Genomic DNA, 16488 nt, shown 5'->3' with positions numbered 1-16488 from the left:
CCGGAGTTATCCACAGGCCGCCCCCTCCAGCCTGCGTCAAGGACACGATCGTCGTTCACACGTTCGCGGGAGACCTGCCCGTTTCCGGCGGATAGTCTGAATGCACCGGCGAGACTCCGTCCCATGGGAGCACTGATGAGCGTCGCACCGAAGGCGTCCGAGCCCACCTGGCCGACCCCGCCGGAGGGCGGCTGGACCGCCGACGACCTGGACCGGCTTCCGAATCTGCCTCCGCATACGGAACTGATCGACGGAAGCCTGGTCTTCGTGAGTCCGCAGACCATCTTCCACATGCGCGCTGTGAGCTTCTTCGAGTGGCAGCTCCAGTCTCTGGCGCCCGCGGACCTGGAGGTGTTCCGCGAGTTCACCATCGACCTGGACCGACAGAACCGGCCCGAGCCGGATGTGGTCGTCGTGCGTGGGGAAGCGGTGGAGGACCCTGAGCAGACCCGGATCCCGGCGGAAGCCGTCGTCCTGGCCATCGAGGTCGTCTCTGCGGATTCCGTCTCCCGGGACCGCGAGACCAAGCCTCTGAAATACGCGCGGGCCAAGATTCCCCACTACTGGCGGGTCGAGAGCGAGAAGGGGCGTGCCGCGGTGCACGTCTTCGAACTGGAGCCCACCACGGGCACCTACACCAGCACCGGCATCTTCCGCGAGCGGATGAAGGCAGACGTTCCGTTCCAGGTTGACCTGGACCTCACTCAGATCAGGGCACGCCGGGACAAGGCTCAGTAACCCCTGGGTACGCCGCTGCCCGGCACTCCTGACGAAGGGTGCCGGGCAGCCGCCTGTGCGAAGACCGCGTCAGCGCACGAACACCCCCGCCTGACCGGCAAGGTCCAGGAAGTACTGCGGCGCCACACCCAGCACCAGCGTGACCGCCACACCGACCGCGATCGCCGTCATCGTCAACGGCGACGGCACGGCCACCGTCGGCCCCTCCGGCCGCGGCTCGCTGAAGAACATCAGCACGATCACGCGGATGTAGAAGAACGCCGCGATCGCCGACGAGATCACACCGATCACGACCAGCGGAGCCGCACCGCCCTCCGCCGCCGCCTTGAACACGGCGAACTTCCCGGCGAACCCGGAGGTCAGCGGAATACCCGCGAAGGCCAGCAGGAACACCGCGAACACGGCCGCGACCAGCGGAGAACGACGGCCCAGCCCGGCCCACTTCGACAGGTGGGTCGCCTCACCGCCCGCGTCCCGCACCAGCGTGACCACCGCGAACGCGCCGATCGTCACGAACGAGTAGGCCGCCAGGTAGAACAGCACCGAGGACACACCGTCCGGCGTCATCGCGATGACACCCGCGAGGATGAAGCCCGCGTGCGCGATCGACGAGTACGCCAGCAGCCGCTTGATGTCGGTCTGCGTGATCGCGACGATCGCGCCGCCCAGCATGGTGACGATGGCGACACCCCACATGACCGGCCGCCAGTCCCAGCGCAGTCCGGGCAGCACGACGTACAGGAGCCGCAGGAGCGCGCCGAAGGCCGCCACCTTGGTCGCCGCCGCCATGAACCCGGTCACCGGCGTCGGCGCCCCCTGGTACACGTCCGGTGTCCACATGTGGAACGGCACCGCGCCCACCTTGAACAGCAGGCCCATGACGACCAGCGCGGACCCGACGAGCAGCAGCGCGTCGTTGCCCATGGTGTCCGCGAGCGCCGGGTTGACGTCCTGGATCGTTCCGTCGACGACCTGCGCGATCGTCGCGTACGACATCGAGCCCGCGTAGCCGTACAGCAGCGCGATGCCGAACAGCGTGAACGCGGAGGCGAACGCGCCGAGCAGGAAGTACTTGACCGCGGCCTCCTGCGACATCAGCCGCTTGCGGCGGGCCAGCGCGCACAGCAGGTACAGCGGCAGCGAGAAGACCTCCAGGGCCACGAACAGCGTCAGCAGGTCGTTGGCCGACGGGAAGATCAGCATGCCGGCGATCGCGAAGAGCAGCAGCGGGAACACCTCGGTGGTGGTGAACCCCGCCTTCACCGCCGCCTTCTCGCTCTCGCTGCCCGGCACGGACGCGGCCTGCGCGGCGAAGGAGTCGACGCGGTTGCCGTGCGCCGCCGGGTCGAGCCGTCGCTCGGCGAAGGTGAACAGGCCGACCAGGCCGGCCAGCAGGATCGTGCCCTGCAGGAACAGGGACGGCCCGTCGACGGCGAGCGCGCCCATCGCCGCGATGCGTGCCTTGGTCGTGCCGTATCCGTCGGCGGCGAGCGCGACGACCGCGGCGAATGCGGCTGCCAGCGCGACGACGGACACGAACATCTGGACGTAGTAACGGGACTTGCGCGGTACGAACGCCTCGACCAGCACCCCGACGATCGCCGCGCCGACGACGATCAGGGTGGGGGCCAGCTGTCCGTACTCGATCTTCGGCGCGTCGATCTTCGAGATCGGGTCGGCCGCCGTTGTCCACAGGCTGTGGACGGCTGTTGCGCTCACTTGGCCGCCTCCACCTCGGGCTGGGGATCCTTCTTCTGTACGTCGGACATGGTCTGCTTGACCGCCGGGTTGACGATGTCCGTCACGGGCTTCGGGTAGACGCCCAGGAAGATCAGCAGCACGACCAGCGGGGCGACGACCACGAGCTCACGCACCCGCAGGTCGGGCATCGCGGCTACCTCCGGTTTCACCGGGCCCGTCATCGTCCTCTGGTAGAGGACGAGGGTGTAGAGCGCGGCGAGGACGATGCCGAAGGTGGCGATGATGCCGATCACCGGATAGCGCGTGAACGTGCCGACCAGGACCAGGAACTCACTCACGAAGGGGGCGAGTCCCGGCAGCGACAGAGTCGCCAGACCGCCGATGAGGAACGTCCCGGCGAGCACCGGCGCCACCTTCTGCACACCGCCGTAGTCGGCGATGAGCCGCGAGCCGCGCCGCGAGATCAGGAAGCCCGCCACCAGCATCAGGGCGGCGGTCGAGATGCCGTGGTTGACCATGTAGAGCGTCGCCCCGGACTGGCCCTGGCTGGTCATCGCGAAGATGCCCATGATGATGAAGCCGAAGTGCGAGATCGACGCGTAGGCCACCAAGCGCTTGATGTCCCGCTGGCCCACCGCGAGCAGCGCCCCGTAGATGATGCTGATCAGCGCCAGTACGAGGATCACGGGCGTCGCCCACTTGCTCGCCTCCGGGAACAGCTGGAGGCAGAAGCGGAGCATCGCGAAGGTGCCCACCTTGTCGACGACGGCTGTGATCAGCACGGCGACCGGTGCGGTGGCCTCCCCCATCGCGTTGGGCAGCCAGGTGTGCAACGGCCACAGCGGCGCCTTCACCGCGAAGGCGAAGAAGAAGCCGAGGAACAGCCAGCGCTCGGTGTTGGTCGCCATGTCCAGCGAACCGTTCGCCCGCGCCTCGGCGATCTCCTGCAGGGAGAAGTTCCCGGCGACCACATACAGACCGATCACCGCGGCCAGCATGATCAGACCGCCGACCAGGTTGTAGAGCAGGAACTTCACCGCCGCGTACGACCGTTGCGTCGACGCCGCCTCCTCGCCGTGCGCGTGGGCACGGTCCCCGAAGCCGCCGATGAGGAAGTACATCGGGATCAGCATGGCCTCGAAGAAGATGTAGAAGAGGAAGACGTCGGTGGCCTCGAAGGAGAGGATCACCATCGCCTCGACGGCCAGGATCAGGGCGAAGAAGCCCTGTGTCGGCCGCCAGCGCCTGCTGCCGGTCTCCAGCGGGTCGGCGTCGTGCCAGCCCGCGAGGATGATGAACGGGATCAGTACGGCGGTCAGCGCGATCAGCGCCACCGCGATGCCGTCCACGCCCAGCTCGTATCTGACACCGAAGTCCTTGATCCAGGCGTGGGACTCGGTGAGCTGGTAGCGGTCGCCGTCGGGGTCGAAGCGCACCAGGACCGTGATGGCGAGCGCGAGCGTGGTCAGGGAGACCAGCAGCGCCAGCCACTTGGCGGCGGTGCGCTGCGCGGCCGGTACGGCGGCCGTGGCGATCGCCCCGATGGCCGGGAGTACCGCCGTCGCTGTCAGCAGAGGAAAGGACATCGGTATCAGACCGCCCTCATCAGCAGGGTCGCGGCGACGATGAGCGCCGCGCCGCCGAACATCGAGACCGCGTAGGAGCGGGCGAAGCCGTTCTGCAGCCTGCGCATCCGCCCGGAGAGGCCGCCGACCGAGGCCGCCGTGCCGTTGACGACGCCGTCGACCAGGCTGTGGTCGACGTACACCAGGGAGCGTGTGAGGTGCTCGCCGCCGCGCACGAGGACGATGTGGTTGAAGTCGTCCTGGAGCAGGTCGCGCCGGGCTGCCCGGGTGAGCAGCGACCCGCGCGGGGCGACGGCCGGGACCGGACGGCGGCCGTACTGCGTGTAGGCGAGGGCGACGCCGAGGACCATCACGGCCACCGTGGACAGCGTGACCGTGAGGGCGCTGATCGGCGCATGGCCGTGATCGTGCCCGGTGATCGGCTCCAGCCAGTGCAGGAAGCCGTCCTGCCAGTTGAACAGGAAGCCCGCGGCCACCGACCCGACGGCCAGCACGATCATCGGGATCGTCATGACCTTGGGCGACTCGTGCGGGTGCGGCGGGGCGTACTCGCCGCGCGTCTCGGCGGCGGGCTCCACATCGGGCTCGGCCGGGGACGGCGTCGGGGCATGGCGCCAGCGTTCCTCGCCGAAGAAGGTCATCAGCATCACGCGCGTCATGTAGTACGCGGTGATGGCCGCGCCCAGCAGGGCCACGCCGCCGAGGATCCAGCCCTCGGTGCCGCCCTTGGCGAACGCCGACTCGATGATCTTGTCCTTGGAGAAGAAGCCGGACAGGCCCGGGAAGCCGATGATGGCGAGGTAGCCGAGTCCGAAGGTGACGAACGTGATCGGCATGTACTTGCGCAGACCGCCGTAGCGGCGCATGTCGACCTCGTCGTTCATGCCGTGCATGACCGAACCGGCACCGAGGAACAGCCCGGCCTTGAAGAAGCCGTGCGTCACCAGGTGCATGATCGCGAAGACGTAGCCGATGGGGCCGAGGCCCGCGGCCAGCACCATGTAGCCGATCTGCGACATGGTCGAGCCGGCCAGCGCCTTCTTGATGTCGTCCTTCGCGCAACCGACGATCGCACCGAAGAGGAGCGTGACCGCTCCGACGATGGTGACGACCAGCTGCGCGTCCGGCGCGCCGTTGAAGATGGCCCCGGAGCGGACGATGAGATACACGCCCGCCGTCACCATCGTCGCGGCGTGGATGAGGGCCGAGACCGGGGTCGGGCCCTCCATCGCGTCCCCGAGCCAGGACTGCAGCGGCACCTGGGCGGACTTGCCGCAGGCGGCGAGCAGCAGCATCAGGGCGATGGCCGTGAGCTTGCCCTCACCGGCGGCACCGGCGAGCCCGGCCTCCTCGTGGGTGCCGAGCACCGGCCCGAAGGCGAAGGTGCCGAACCACAGGAACATCAGCATGATCGCGATCGACAGGCCCATGTCGCCGACGCGGTTGACCAGGAAGGCCTTCTTCGCGGCCGTGGCGGCGCTGGGCTTGTGCTGCCAGAAGCCGATCAGCAGGTAGGAGGCGAGACCGACACCCTCCCAGCCGACGTACAGCAGCAGGTAGTTGTCGGCGAGGACGAGCAGCAGCATCGCCGCGAGGAACAGGTTCAGGTAGCCGAAGAAGCGGCGGCGCCGCTCGTCGTGCTCCATGTACCCGACGGAGTACAGGTGGATCAGCGAGCCGACCCCGGTGATCAGCAGGACGAACGTCATCGACAGCTGGTCGAGGCGGAAGGCGACGTCGGCCTGGAATCCCTCCACCGGAACCCAGCTGAACAGGTGCTGCGTCAGGGTGCGGTCGTCGGCGCTCCTGCCCAGCAGGTCGGCGAAGAGCACGACGCCGATCACGAAGGAGACGGCCGCCAGCAGCGTACCGATCCAGTGACCGACGGCGTCCAGCCGACGTCCGCCGCACAGCAGGACCGCCGCTCCGAGCAGGGGCGCCGCCACCAGCAGCGCAATCAGGTTCTCCACGATTCAGCGACCCCTTACAGCTTCATCAGGCTGGCGTCGTCGACCGAGGCCGAGTGGCGGGTACGGAACAGGGACACGATGATCGCGAGCCCGACCACGACCTCCGCGGCGGCGACGACCATCGTGAAGAAGGCGATGATCTGGCCGTCGAGGTTGCCGTGCATCCGGGAGAAGGCGACGAACGCGAGGTTGCAGGCGTTGAGCATGAGCTCGATGCACATGAAGACGACGATCGCGTTGCGCCTGATCAGCACGCCGGTGGCGCCGATCGTGAACAGCAGGGCCGCGAGATAGAGGTAGTTGACGGGGTTCACTTCGACGCCTCCTCGGCCCGCCCGAACTTCGCCGGCTCGATGGACTTGCGCTCCAGGCGCTCCTCGGCCCGCTGCTCCAGCGCCCGCAGGTCGTTGAGCGCCTCCGTCGACACGTCACGGATCTGGCCCCGCTCGCGCAGCGTCTTGTTGACGGTGAGCTCGGACGGGGTGCCGTCGGGCAGCAGGCCCGCGATGTCGACGGCGTTGTGCCGGGCGTACACACCGGGCGCCGGCAGCGGCGGGATGTACTTGCCTTCCCGGATGCGCTGTTCGGCCAGCTCGCGCTGCGTCTTGGCGCGTTCGGTGCGCTCCCGGTGGGTGAGCACCATGGCGCCGACGGCGGCCGTGATGAGCAGGGCGCCGGTGATCTCGAACGCGAAGACGTACTTGGTGAAGATGAGGGACGCGATGCCCTCCACGTTGCCGTTCGCGTTGGCCTGGCCGATGCCGTTGAACTCCCTGAGGGAGGCGTTGCCGATGCCCGCGAACAGCAGGATGCCGAAGCCGAGCCCGCACAACAGGGCCAGCCAGCGCTGACCCTTGATGGTCTCCTTCAGGGAGTCCGCCGCGGTGACGCCGACGAGCATCACCACGAACAGGAACAGCATCATGATCGCGCCGGTGTAGACGACGATCTGGACGACGCCCAGGAAGTAGGCGCCGTTGGCGAGGTAGAACACCGCCAGAATGATCATGGTTCCGGCGAGGCAGAGCGCGCTGTGCACGGCCTTCTTCATCAAGACGGTGCACAGGGCGCCGATCACGGCGATGGTGCCGAGCATCCAGAACTGGACGGCCTCTCCGGTGGAGGTGCTGTAGGCGGCGAGTTGGGAGGTCATCGGCCGATCACCTTCTCCGAGGCCGGTTCGCTCTCACCGAAGGTGGAGGAGGCCTCCTGCGGGACCTCCCCCTTGGAGAGGGCGACCTGGCGCACCGTGCCGGGCGCGGCTTCCGTCACCAGGCCCCGGTAGTAGTCCTGTTCGTCGGTCCCCGGATAGATGGCGTGCGGGGTGTCGACCATGCCCTCCTCGAGGCCGGCGAGCAGCTGTTCCTTGGTGAAGATGAGGTCGGCTCGGCTGGAGTCGGCCAGCTCGAACTCGTTGGTCATCGTGAGCGCGCGCGTGGGGCACGCCTCGATGCACAGCCCGCACAGGATGCAGCGGGCGTAGTTGATCTGGTAGACGCGGCCGTACCGCTCGCCCGGCGAGTAGCGCTCCTCGTCGGTGTTGTCCGCACCCTCGACGTAGATCGCGTCGGCGGGGCAGGCCCAGGCGCACAGCTCACAGCCGACGCACTTCTCCAGGCCGTCCGGATGGCGGTTGAGCTGGTGCCGTCCGTGGAAACGCGGAGCCGTGGTCTTCTGCTGCTCCGGGTACTGCTCCGTCAGCCGCTTCTTGAACATGGCCTTGAAGGTCACACCGAAGCCGGCCACGGGGTTCTGGAAACCGGGGTCGGTCTCCTTGGGCTGCTCAGCCATCGGACGCCTCCTTTCCATCCAGAGATCCGTCACTCTGAGTATCCGCCCCACCACTGACAATCAGCTCCCGCTCACGGCGCGGACGGCGTCGCGGCACCGGCGGCAGCTCCTGTCCCGGCAGCGGCGGCACGGGGAATCCGCCGGCCATCGGGTCGAAAGCGGCCGGTTTCTCAGCGGGCTGCTCGGCCTGCTTGGCCTTCTCGCGGAACATGTCGGCGACGAAGGACAACAGCAGCAGGGCGAGGACGGCGCCGCCGACGTAGAGGACGATGTCGCTGAAGCCGTATCCCTCGTTCCGAAGGGCCCGCACGCTGGCGACGAGCATCAGCCACACCAGCGAGACCGGGATGAGGACCTTCCAGCCGAGCTTCATCAGCTGGTCGTAGCGGACCCGCGGGAGCGTGCCGCGGATCCAGATGAAGAAGAACAGCAGCAGCTGCACCTTGACGACGAACCACAGCAGCGGCCACCAGCCGTGGTTCGCGCCCTCCCAGAAGGTGCTGACCGGCCACGGGGCACGCCAGCCGCCGAGGAAGAGGGTGGTGGCCACGGCCGAGACCGTCACCATGTTCACGTACTCGGCGAGCATGAACATCGCGAACTTGATCGACGAGTACTCGGTGTTGAAGCCGCCGACCAGGTCGCCCTCGGACTCCGGCATGTCGAAGGGGGCGCGGTTGGTCTCGCCGACCATCGTCACGATGTAGAGGACGAAGGACACCGGCAACAGCAGGATGTACCAGCGATCGGTCTGCTGCTCGACGATCGTCGACGTCGACATCGACCCCGAGTAGAGGAACACGGAGGCGAACGCGGCGCCCATGGCGATCTCGTAGGAGATCATCTGCGCGCACGAGCGCAGACCGCCCAGCAGCGGATACGTGGATCCGGAACTCCAACCCGCCAGCACGATGCCGTAGATGCCGACCGAGGCGACCGCGAGGACGTACAGCATCGCGATCGGCAGGTCGGTGAGCTGCATCGTGGTGCGGTGGCCGAAGATCGAGATCTCGTTGCCGGCCGGCCCGAAGGGGATCACCGCGATCGCCATGAAGGCCGGGATGGCCGCGACGATCGGTGCGAGGACGTACACCACCTTGTCCGCGCGCTTGACGACCACGTCCTCCTTGAGCATCAGCTTGATGCCGTCGGCGAGCGACTGGAGCATGCCCCAGGGGCCGTGCCGGTTCGGGCCGATGCGCAGCTGCATCCACGCGACGACCTTGCGCTCCATGACGATGGAGACGAGCACGGTCACCATCAGGAAGGCGAAACAGAACACCGCCTTGATGACGACCAGCCACCAGGGGTCGTGGCCGAACATCGAGAGGTCTTCAGCGGCGAGGTACGGGCTCATGCCTCCACCTCCTTGGGGGCCTCGCCGGCGAGCGTCGCCGGGCCGATGCGGACGAGGGATCCGGGCAGCGCCCCGGTGTCGGAGGCGACGCCCCCGCCTTGGGAGTTCAGCGGGAGCCAGACCACCCTGTCGGGCATCTCGCTGATCTGCAGCGGGAGTTCCACGGCTCCGAAGGAGCCGGTCACGGCGAGGAGGTCGCCGTCCTTGACGCCCGCCTCGGCGGCCGTGGCGGCCGACACGCGCGCGCGTGCGGCGTGCCGGGTGCCGGCGAGCGCCTCGTCGCCCTCCTGGAGGACGCCTTGGTCGAGCAGCAGCCGGTGCCCGGCGAGCACGGCCTCCCCGGCGGCCGGCCGCGGCAGCGCGCCCGCCGTCTCCAGCGGTTCCGTGGCCCGCGGCCCGTCCCAGGCGCCGAGCCGGTCGATCTCCGCCCGCGTGGTGCGCAGATCCGGCAGGCCCAGGTGTACGTCCATGGCGTCGGCCAGCATCTGCAGCACGCGCGCGTCGGTGGGCGCGAGGCGGCGGGTCATCTGGTCGGGCTTGAGCGCGGCCTCGAAGAAGCGGACCCGGCCTTCCCAGTTGAGGAAGGTGCCGGCCTTCTCGGCGACCGCGGCGACCGGCAGGACGACGTCGGCCTGCTCGCTGATCTCGCTGGGCCGCAGCTCCAGCGACACCAGGAAGCCCACCTCGGTGAGGGCCTCACGCGCGCGTGCCGGGTCGGGAAGGTCGGCGATCTCGACCCCGGCCACCAGCAGCGCCTGGAGTTCGCCGGTCACGGCCGCCTCGATGATCTGGCCGGTGTCGCGCCCGTAGCGGTGCGGAAGGTCGGCGACGCCCCAGAGCGCGGCGACCTCCTCCCGCGCGCGCGGGTCGGTGGCCGGACGCCCGCCCGGCAGCAGCGACGGCAGCGCACCCGCCTCGACGGCACCGCGCTCCCCCGCCCGGCGCGGGATCCACACCAGCCGGGCGCCGGTCGCGGACGCGGTCCGTACGGCGGCGGTGAGACCACCGGCCACCGCGGACAGCCGCTCGCCGACGACGATCACCGCTCCCTCGGTGCGCAGCGCCTGGGCGGCCTTCGTCCCGGTCTCGTCCAGGCCGACACCGCCGGCGAGCGCGTCCAGCCACTCGGTCTCGGTCCCGGGCGCGGCCGGCAGCAGCGTGCCGCCCGCCTTCTCCAGACCCCGCGTGGCGTGCGTGGCCAGGGAGAACACCTGCTGTCCGTGCTTGCGCCAGGCCTTGCGCAGCCGCAGGAAGACGCCGGGCGCCTCCTCCTCGGCCTCGAACCCGACCAGCAGGACGGCGGGCGCCTTCTCCAAGGAGGTGTACGTGACGCCCGTACCGTCGAGGTCACGGCCGCGGCCGGCGACCCGGGCGGCCAGGAAGTCGGCCTCCTCGCTGCTGTGCACGCGCGCGCGGAAGTCGATGTCGTTGGTGTCCAGCGCCACGCGCGCGAACTTGCTGTACGCGTAGGCGTCCTCGACGGTGAGGCGGCCTCCGGTCAGGACACCGGTCCGGCCGCGCGAGGCGAGCAGACCCTGCGCCGCGATCTGCAGCGCCTCCGGCCAGGAGGCCGGTTCGAGGTCGCCCTCCGCGTTCCGCACCAGAGGGGTTTCCAGCCGGTCCCGTGTCTGCGCGTACCGGAACGCGAACCGCCCCTTGTCGCAGATCCACTCCTCGTTGACCTCGGGGTCGTGGGCGGCGAGCCGCCGCATGACCTTGCCGCGCCGGTGATCGGTGCGGGTCGCGCAGCCGCCCGAGCAGTGCTCGCAGACCGACGGCGAGGAGATCAGGTCGAAGGGGCGGGAGCGGAAGCGATACGCCGCCGAGGTCAGCGCGCCGACCGGGCAGATCTGGATCGTGTTGCCGGAGAAGTACGACTCGAACGGGTCGCCCTCGCCGGTGCCTACCTGCTGCAGCGCGCCCCGCTCGATCAGCTCGATCATCGGGTCGCCCGCGATCTGGTTGGAGAACCGGGTGCAGCGCGCGCACAGCACGCACCGCTCGCGGTCGAGCAGCACCTGCGTGGAGATCGGCACGGGCTTCTCGTACGTCCGCTTCTTTCCTTCGAAGCGGGACTCGGCGTTGCCGTGCGACATGGCCTGGTTCTGCAGCGGGCACTCGCCGCCCTTGTCGCAGACCGGGCAGTCCAGCGGGTGGTTGATGAGCAGCAGCTCCATCACACCGTGCTGTGCCTTCTCGGCGACCGGGGAGGTCAGTTGAGTCTTCACGACCATTCCGTCCGTACACGTGATCGTGCAGGACGCCATGGGCTTGCGCTGGCCCTCGACCTCGACGATGCACTGGCGGCAGGCGCCGGCCGGGTCGAGGAGAGGGTGGTCGCAGAACCGGGGGATCTCGATGCCGAGCTGTTCGGCGGCGCGGATGACCAGGGTGCCCTTGGGCACGCTGACCTCCACGCCGTCGATCGTCAGCGTCACGAGGTCCTCCGGCGGGACCGCCGCCTCTCCCCCGCCTGCGGGAGCGTTGGTGGTCACGGTCATGCGTTCACCTCCGTGCGGTCGGCCCAGGCCGTCGACTTGGCCGGGTCGAAGGGGCAGCCGCGGCCCGTGATGTGCTGCTCGTACTCCTCGCGGAAGTACTTGAGCGAGGAGAAGATCGGCGAGGCGGCGCCGTCGCCGAGGGCGCAGAACGACTTGCCGTTGATGTTGTCGGCGATGTCGTTCAGCTTGTCGAGGTCGGACATCGTGCCCTTGCCGGCCTCGATGTCGCGCAGCAACTGCACGAGCCAGTACGTCCCTTCACGGCAGGGCGTGCACTTGCCGCAGGACTCGTGGGCGTAGAACTCGGTCCAGCGGGTGACGGCGCGGACGACGCAGGTCGTCTCGTCGAAGCACTGCAGGGCCTTGGTGCCGAGCATGGAACCCGCGGCGCCCACTCCCTCGTAGTCGAGCGGGACGTCGAGGTGCTCGTCGGTGAACATCGGCGTCGAGGAACCGCCCGGTGTCCAGAACTTCAGCCGGTGGCCCGGCCGCATGCCGCCGCTCATGTCGAGCAGCTGGCGCAGCGTGATGCCGAGCGGGGCCTCGTACTGGCCGGGGCTCGCTACGTGGCCGCTGAGCGAGTAGAGCGTGAAGCCCGGCGACTTCTCGCTGCCCATCGACCGGAACCATTCCTTGCCCCGATGCAGAATCGCGGGAACCGACGCGATCGACTCGACGTTGTTCACAACAGTCGGGCACGCGTAGAGGCCCGCGACAGCAGGGAAGGGGGGACGAAGCCGCGGTTGACCCCGGCGGCCTTCGAGCGAGTCCAGCAGCGCGGTCTCCTCACCGCAGATGTACGCGCCCGCGCCCGCGTGCACGGTGAGTTCGAGGTCGAGTCCGCTGCCCAGGATGTTCTTGCCGAGGTAGCCCGCCGCGTAGGCCTCAGCGACGGCCGCGTGCAACCGCCGCAGCACTGGGACGACTTCACCACGCAGATAGATGAAGGCGTGCGACGACCTGATGGCGTGACACGCGATGACGATGCCCTCGATGAGGCTGTGCGGGTTCGCGAAGAGGAGCGGGATGTCCTTGCAGGTGCCGGGCTCCGACTCGTCGGCGTTGACAACTAGATAGTGAGGCTTGCCATCCCCTTGGGGAATGAACTGCCACTTCATTCCCGTCGGGAACCCCGCGCCGCCGCGCCCGCGCAGACCGGATTCCTTGACGTACGCGATGACGTCGTCAGGCGACATGCCCAGCGCCTTGCGGAGCCCCTCGTATCCTTCGTGCCTTCGGTAGACGTCCAGCGTCCAGGACTTGTCCTCGTCCCAGAAGGCCGACAGCACGGGTGCGAGCAGCTTCTCCGGGCTGGTGTCCTTGATCTCGGGTGCCAAGGTCATCACTCCCCCTCCTCGGCGACAGGACCCGCCGGGTGGGCGGGGTCGGAGGCCGATGTGTCCTGCGGCGCGTCGTGCGAGCTCAGGTGCTCCGTCGGTGACGGTTGGTGCACGGTGCTGTCCTGCGGCTCGTCGTGCGGTCCGCCGTCCCGCGGATGGACCACGCGCGCGGGTGCGGTCTCTCCCCTGGCCAGGCGGAGACCCACCAGCGACGCCGGTCCCGCACTGCCGCTCGCCTCGACGGCCCCCTCCCGCTCGTCGGCGAAGCCCGCCAGGATCCGGGCGGTCTCCTTGAACGTGCACAGGGGTGCCCCGCGCGTCGGCGAGACCGGCCTGCCCGCGCGCAGGTCGTCGACGAGGTTCTTGGCGGTCTGTGGGGTCTGGTTGTCGAAGAACTCCCAGTTGACCATCACGACCGGCGCGTAGTCGCAGGCCGCGTTGCACTCGATGTGCTCCAGGGTGACCTTGCCGTCGTCGGTGGTCTCGCCGTTGCCGACGCCCAGGTGCTCCTGGAGCGTCTCGAAGATCGCGTCGCCGCCCATCACCGCGCACAGCGTGTTGGTGCACACGCCTACCTGGTAGTCACCGGAGGGCTTGCGCCGGTACATGGTGTAGAAGGTGGCGACCGCGGTGACCTCGGCCGTGGTCAGGCCCAGCATGGTCGCGCAGAACTGCATTCCGGTGCGCGTGACATGCCCTTCCTCCGCCTGCACCAGGTGCAGCAACGGCAGGAGGGCGGACCTGGAGTCCGGGTAGCGGGCGATGATCTCGCGCGCGTCCGCCTCCAGCCGGGCTCGAACGTCGTCCGGGTAGTCGGGCGCGGGCAGTTCGGGCATGCCCAGGCTGACGCCCCGCTCCGAAGAACTGGTGGTCACCGGTCGACGCCTCCCATCACGGGGTCGATGGACGCGACGGCGACGATGACGTCGGCGACCTGGCCGCCTTCGCACATCGCCGCCATGGCTTGCAGGTTGGTGAAGGACGGATCGCGGAAGTGGACCCGGTAGGGGCGGGTGCCGCCGTCGGAGACGACGTGCACTCCGAGCTCGCCCTTGGGCGACTCGACCGCCGCGTACGCCTGTCCCGGCGGGACACGGAAGCCCTCGGTCACCAGCTTGAAGTGGTGGATCAGGGCCTCCATGGAGGTGCCCATGATCTTCTTGATGTGGTCGAGGGAGTTGCCGAGCCCGTCCGGTCCCAGGGCGAGCTGGGCGGGCCAGGCGATCTTCTTGTCGGCGACCATGACCGGTCCGGGCTGCAGCCGGTCCAGGCACTGCTCGACGATCCTGAGCGACTGGCGCATCTCCTCCAGCCGGATGAGGAAGCGGCCGTAGGAGTCGCAGGTGTCGGCGGTCGGGATCTCGAAGTCGTACGTCTCGTAACCGCAGTACGGCTGGGCCTTGCGCAGGTCGTGCGGCAGGCCGGTGGAGCGCAGGATCGGCCCCGTCGCGCCGAGGGCCATGCAGCCGGCCAGGTCCAGGTAGCCGACGTCCTGCATACGGGCCTTGAAGATCGGGTTCCCGGTGGCGAGCTTGTCGTACTCCGGGAGGTTCTTCTTCATCTTCTTCACGAACTCGCGGATCTGGTCCACCGCGCCGGGCGGCAGGTCCTGGGCGAGTCCGCCGGGGCGGATGTACGCGTGGTTCATCCTGAGGCCCGTGATGAGCTCGTAGATGTCGAGAATCAGTTCACGATCTCGGAAGCCGTAGATCATGATCGTGGTGGCGCCGAGTTCCATGCCGCCGGTGGCGATGCACACCAGGTGCGAGGACAGCCGGTTCAGCTCCATCAGGAGCACACGGATGATCGAGGCCCGGTCCGGGATCTGGTCCTCGATGCCGAGGAGCTTCTCGACCGCGAGGCAGTACGCCGTCTCGTTGAAGAACGGCGTCAGGTAGTCCATGCGCGTCACGAACGTGGTGCCCTGGGTCCACGTCCGGTACTCAAGGTTCTTCTCGATACCGGTGTGCAGGTAGCCGATGCCGCAGCGGGCCTCGGTGACGGTCTCGCCCTCGATCTCCAGGATCAGGCGGAGCACGCCGTGCGTGGAGGGGTGCTGGGGACCCATGTTGACGATCAGGCGCTCGTCGTCGGCGCGGGTCGCGGTCTCGACGACCTCGTCCCAGTCGCCACCGGTGACGGTGTAGACGGTGCCCTCGGTGGTCTCCCGGGCGGATGCGGCGGAAGAAGGGGTCTGCGTGCTCATGAGTACGACCTCCGCTGGTCCGGAGCCGGGATCTGGGCGCCCTTGTACTCGACGGGGATGCCGCCGAGGGGGTAGTCCTTGCGCTGCGGATGGCCCTGCCAGTCGTCGGGCATCATGATCCGCGTCAGTGCCGGGTGACCGTCGAAGACGATGCCGAAGAAGTCGTACGTCTCGCGCTCGTGCCAGTCGTTCGTCGGATACACGGAGACCAGCGACGGGATGTGCGGGTCGCTGTCGGGGGCGCTGACCTCCAGGCGGATCAGCCGGTTGTGGGTGATCGAGCGCAGGTGGTAGACGGCGTGCAGCTCGCGCCCCTTGTCGTTCGGGTAGTGGACGCCGCTGACGCCGGTGCACAGCTCGAAGCGCAGGGCGGGGTCGTCGCGCAGGGTCCTGGCGACCCGGACCAGGTGCTCGCGTTCGATGTGGAAGGTGAGCTCACCGCGGTCGACGACCGTCTTCTCGATGGCGTTGTCGGGGAGGAGCCCCTGTTCCTCAAGGGCGCCCTCAAGCTCGTCGGCGACCTCGTCGAACCAGCCGCCGTATGGCCTGCTCGCCGGTCCCGGGAGCCGGACCGAGCGGACCAGGCCACCGTAGCCGGAGGTGTCGCCGCCGTTGTTGGCGCCGAACATGCCGCGCTGGACCCGGATCTCCTCGCCGCCCTGGCCGCGCCGGCCGGGGAGGTTGGAGGCCGACAGGTCCTTCTCGGGGTTCACGCCGCCTGCGTTGCCGTTCGCGTCGCTCACCGCAGCAGCCCCTTCATCTCGATCGTGGGCAGGGCCTTGAGCGCCGCCTCCTCCGCCTCGCGGGCGGCCTCCTCGGCGTTCACGCCGAGCTTGGAGTTCTGGATCTTGTGGTGGAGCTTGAGGATGGCGTCCATCAGCATCTCGGGCCGTGGCGGGCAGCCCGGGAGATAGATGTCGACCGGGACGATGTGGTCGACGCCCTGGACGATCGCGTAGTTGTTGAACATGCCGCCGGAGGAGGCGCAGACCCCCATGGAGATCACCCACTTGGGGTTCGGCATCTGGTCGTAGACCTGCCTGAGCACCGGCGCCATCTTCTGGCTCACCCGGCCCGCGACGATCATCAGGTCCGCCTGGCGCGGTGAGCCGCGGAAGACCTCCATGCCGAAGCGCGCCAGGTCGTAGCGGCCGGCGCCGGTGGTCATCATCTCGATGGCACAACAGGCGAGGCCGAACGTGGCGGGGAAGACCGACGCCTTGCGCACCCAGCCCGCGGCCTGCTCGACGGTGGTCAGCAGGAATCCGCTCGGCAGCTTTTCTTCGAGTCCCATGTCC

Annotated in this window: 14 protein-coding genes; 1 reads left to right on the top strand and 13 read right to left on the bottom strand. The window is 68.8% G+C overall.

Annotated features, from left to right (window positions below; all coding sequences use genetic code 11):
* Nucleotides 1-135: 135 nt before the first annotated feature.
* Nucleotides 136-738 (top strand): Uma2 family endonuclease, encoded by a 603-nt coding sequence (locus NW895_RS01075; protein WP_289933080.1) that lies wholly within the window; start codon nucleotides 136-138, stop codon nucleotides 736-738.
* 69 nt (nucleotides 739-807) lie between these two features.
* Here NW895_RS01075 and nuoN read toward each other — a convergent pair whose 3' ends face one another.
* From nuoN to NW895_RS01010, 13 genes are read right to left on the bottom strand one after another with little or no spacing between them, the layout of a single operon-like run.
* A complete protein-coding gene (gene nuoN, locus NW895_RS01070; RefSeq protein WP_289933079.1) occupies nucleotides 808-2457 on the bottom strand; it encodes an NADH-quinone oxidoreductase subunit NuoN in 1650 nt (549 codons plus the stop codon).
* Nucleotides 2454-4025 (bottom strand): NADH-quinone oxidoreductase subunit M, encoded by a 1572-nt coding sequence (locus NW895_RS01065; RefSeq protein ID WP_289933078.1) that lies wholly within the window; start codon nucleotides 4023-4025, stop codon nucleotides 2454-2456. The genes nuoN and NW895_RS01065 overlap by 4 nt, the downstream gene beginning before the upstream one ends.
* 5 nt (nucleotides 4026-4030) lie before the next feature.
* Entirely contained in the window at nucleotides 4031-5995 is a 1965-nt protein-coding gene (gene nuoL, locus NW895_RS01060) for an NADH-quinone oxidoreductase subunit L (protein WP_289933077.1), read from the bottom strand.
* 14 nt (nucleotides 5996-6009) lie between these two features.
* Entirely contained in the window at nucleotides 6010-6309 is a 300-nt protein-coding gene (gene nuoK, locus NW895_RS01055; RefSeq protein ID WP_028420845.1) for an NADH-quinone oxidoreductase subunit NuoK, read from the bottom strand.
* Nucleotides 6306-7148 carry an NADH-quinone oxidoreductase subunit J gene (locus NW895_RS01050; RefSeq protein WP_289933076.1) on the bottom strand — a complete coding sequence of 281 codons (843 nt, stop codon included), beginning with the start codon at nucleotides 7146-7148 and terminating at the stop codon, nucleotides 6306-6308. The genes nuoK and NW895_RS01050 overlap by 4 nt, the downstream gene beginning before the upstream one ends.
* On the bottom strand, nucleotides 7145-7786 hold the full coding sequence (nuoI, locus tag NW895_RS01045; RefSeq protein WP_289933075.1) for an NADH-quinone oxidoreductase subunit NuoI: 642 nt from the start codon (nucleotides 7784-7786) through the stop codon (nucleotides 7145-7147). The genes NW895_RS01050 and nuoI overlap by 4 nt, the downstream gene beginning before the upstream one ends.
* On the bottom strand, nucleotides 7779-9143 hold the full coding sequence (nuoH, locus tag NW895_RS01040) for an NADH-quinone oxidoreductase subunit NuoH (RefSeq protein ID WP_289933074.1): 1365 nt from the start codon (nucleotides 9141-9143) through the stop codon (nucleotides 7779-7781). The genes nuoI and nuoH overlap by 8 nt, the downstream gene beginning before the upstream one ends.
* Nucleotides 9140-11644 (bottom strand): NADH-quinone oxidoreductase subunit G, encoded by a 2505-nt coding sequence (locus NW895_RS01035; protein ID WP_289933073.1) that lies wholly within the window; start codon nucleotides 11642-11644, stop codon nucleotides 9140-9142. Before NW895_RS01035 ends, nuoH begins: the two co-directional genes overlap by 4 nt.
* Nucleotides 11641-12990, bottom strand: coding sequence for an NADH-quinone oxidoreductase subunit NuoF (gene nuoF, locus NW895_RS01030; RefSeq protein ID WP_289933072.1), 1350 nt, complete (start codon nucleotides 12988-12990; stop codon nucleotides 11641-11643). The genes NW895_RS01035 and nuoF overlap by 4 nt, the downstream gene beginning before the upstream one ends.
* Nucleotides 12987-13859, bottom strand: coding sequence for an NADH-quinone oxidoreductase subunit NuoE (gene nuoE, locus NW895_RS01025; RefSeq protein WP_289933071.1), 873 nt, complete (start codon nucleotides 13857-13859; stop codon nucleotides 12987-12989). Before nuoE ends, nuoF begins: the two co-directional genes overlap by 4 nt.
* Nucleotides 13856-15190, bottom strand: a complete 1335-nt coding sequence (locus tag NW895_RS01020) for an NADH-quinone oxidoreductase subunit D (RefSeq protein ID WP_289933070.1) — start codon at nucleotides 15188-15190, stop codon at nucleotides 13856-13858. The genes nuoE and NW895_RS01020 overlap by 4 nt, the downstream gene beginning before the upstream one ends.
* A complete protein-coding gene (locus tag NW895_RS01015) occupies nucleotides 15187-15933 on the bottom strand; it encodes an NADH-quinone oxidoreductase subunit C (RefSeq protein ID WP_289933069.1) in 747 nt (248 codons plus the stop codon). Before NW895_RS01015 ends, NW895_RS01020 begins: the two co-directional genes overlap by 4 nt.
* Nucleotides 15930-16484, bottom strand: a complete 555-nt coding sequence (locus tag NW895_RS01010; protein ID WP_055635348.1) for an NADH-quinone oxidoreductase subunit B — start codon at nucleotides 16482-16484, stop codon at nucleotides 15930-15932. The genes NW895_RS01015 and NW895_RS01010 overlap by 4 nt, the downstream gene beginning before the upstream one ends.
* Between the last annotated feature and the right edge of the window lie 4 nt (nucleotides 16485-16488).

The organism is Streptomyces sp. S.PNR 29, from assembly GCF_030386795.1.
Lineage (GTDB): Bacteria > Actinomycetota > Actinomycetes > Streptomycetales > Streptomycetaceae > Streptomyces.
This window is presented reverse-complemented; position numbering and strand designations above follow the sequence as displayed.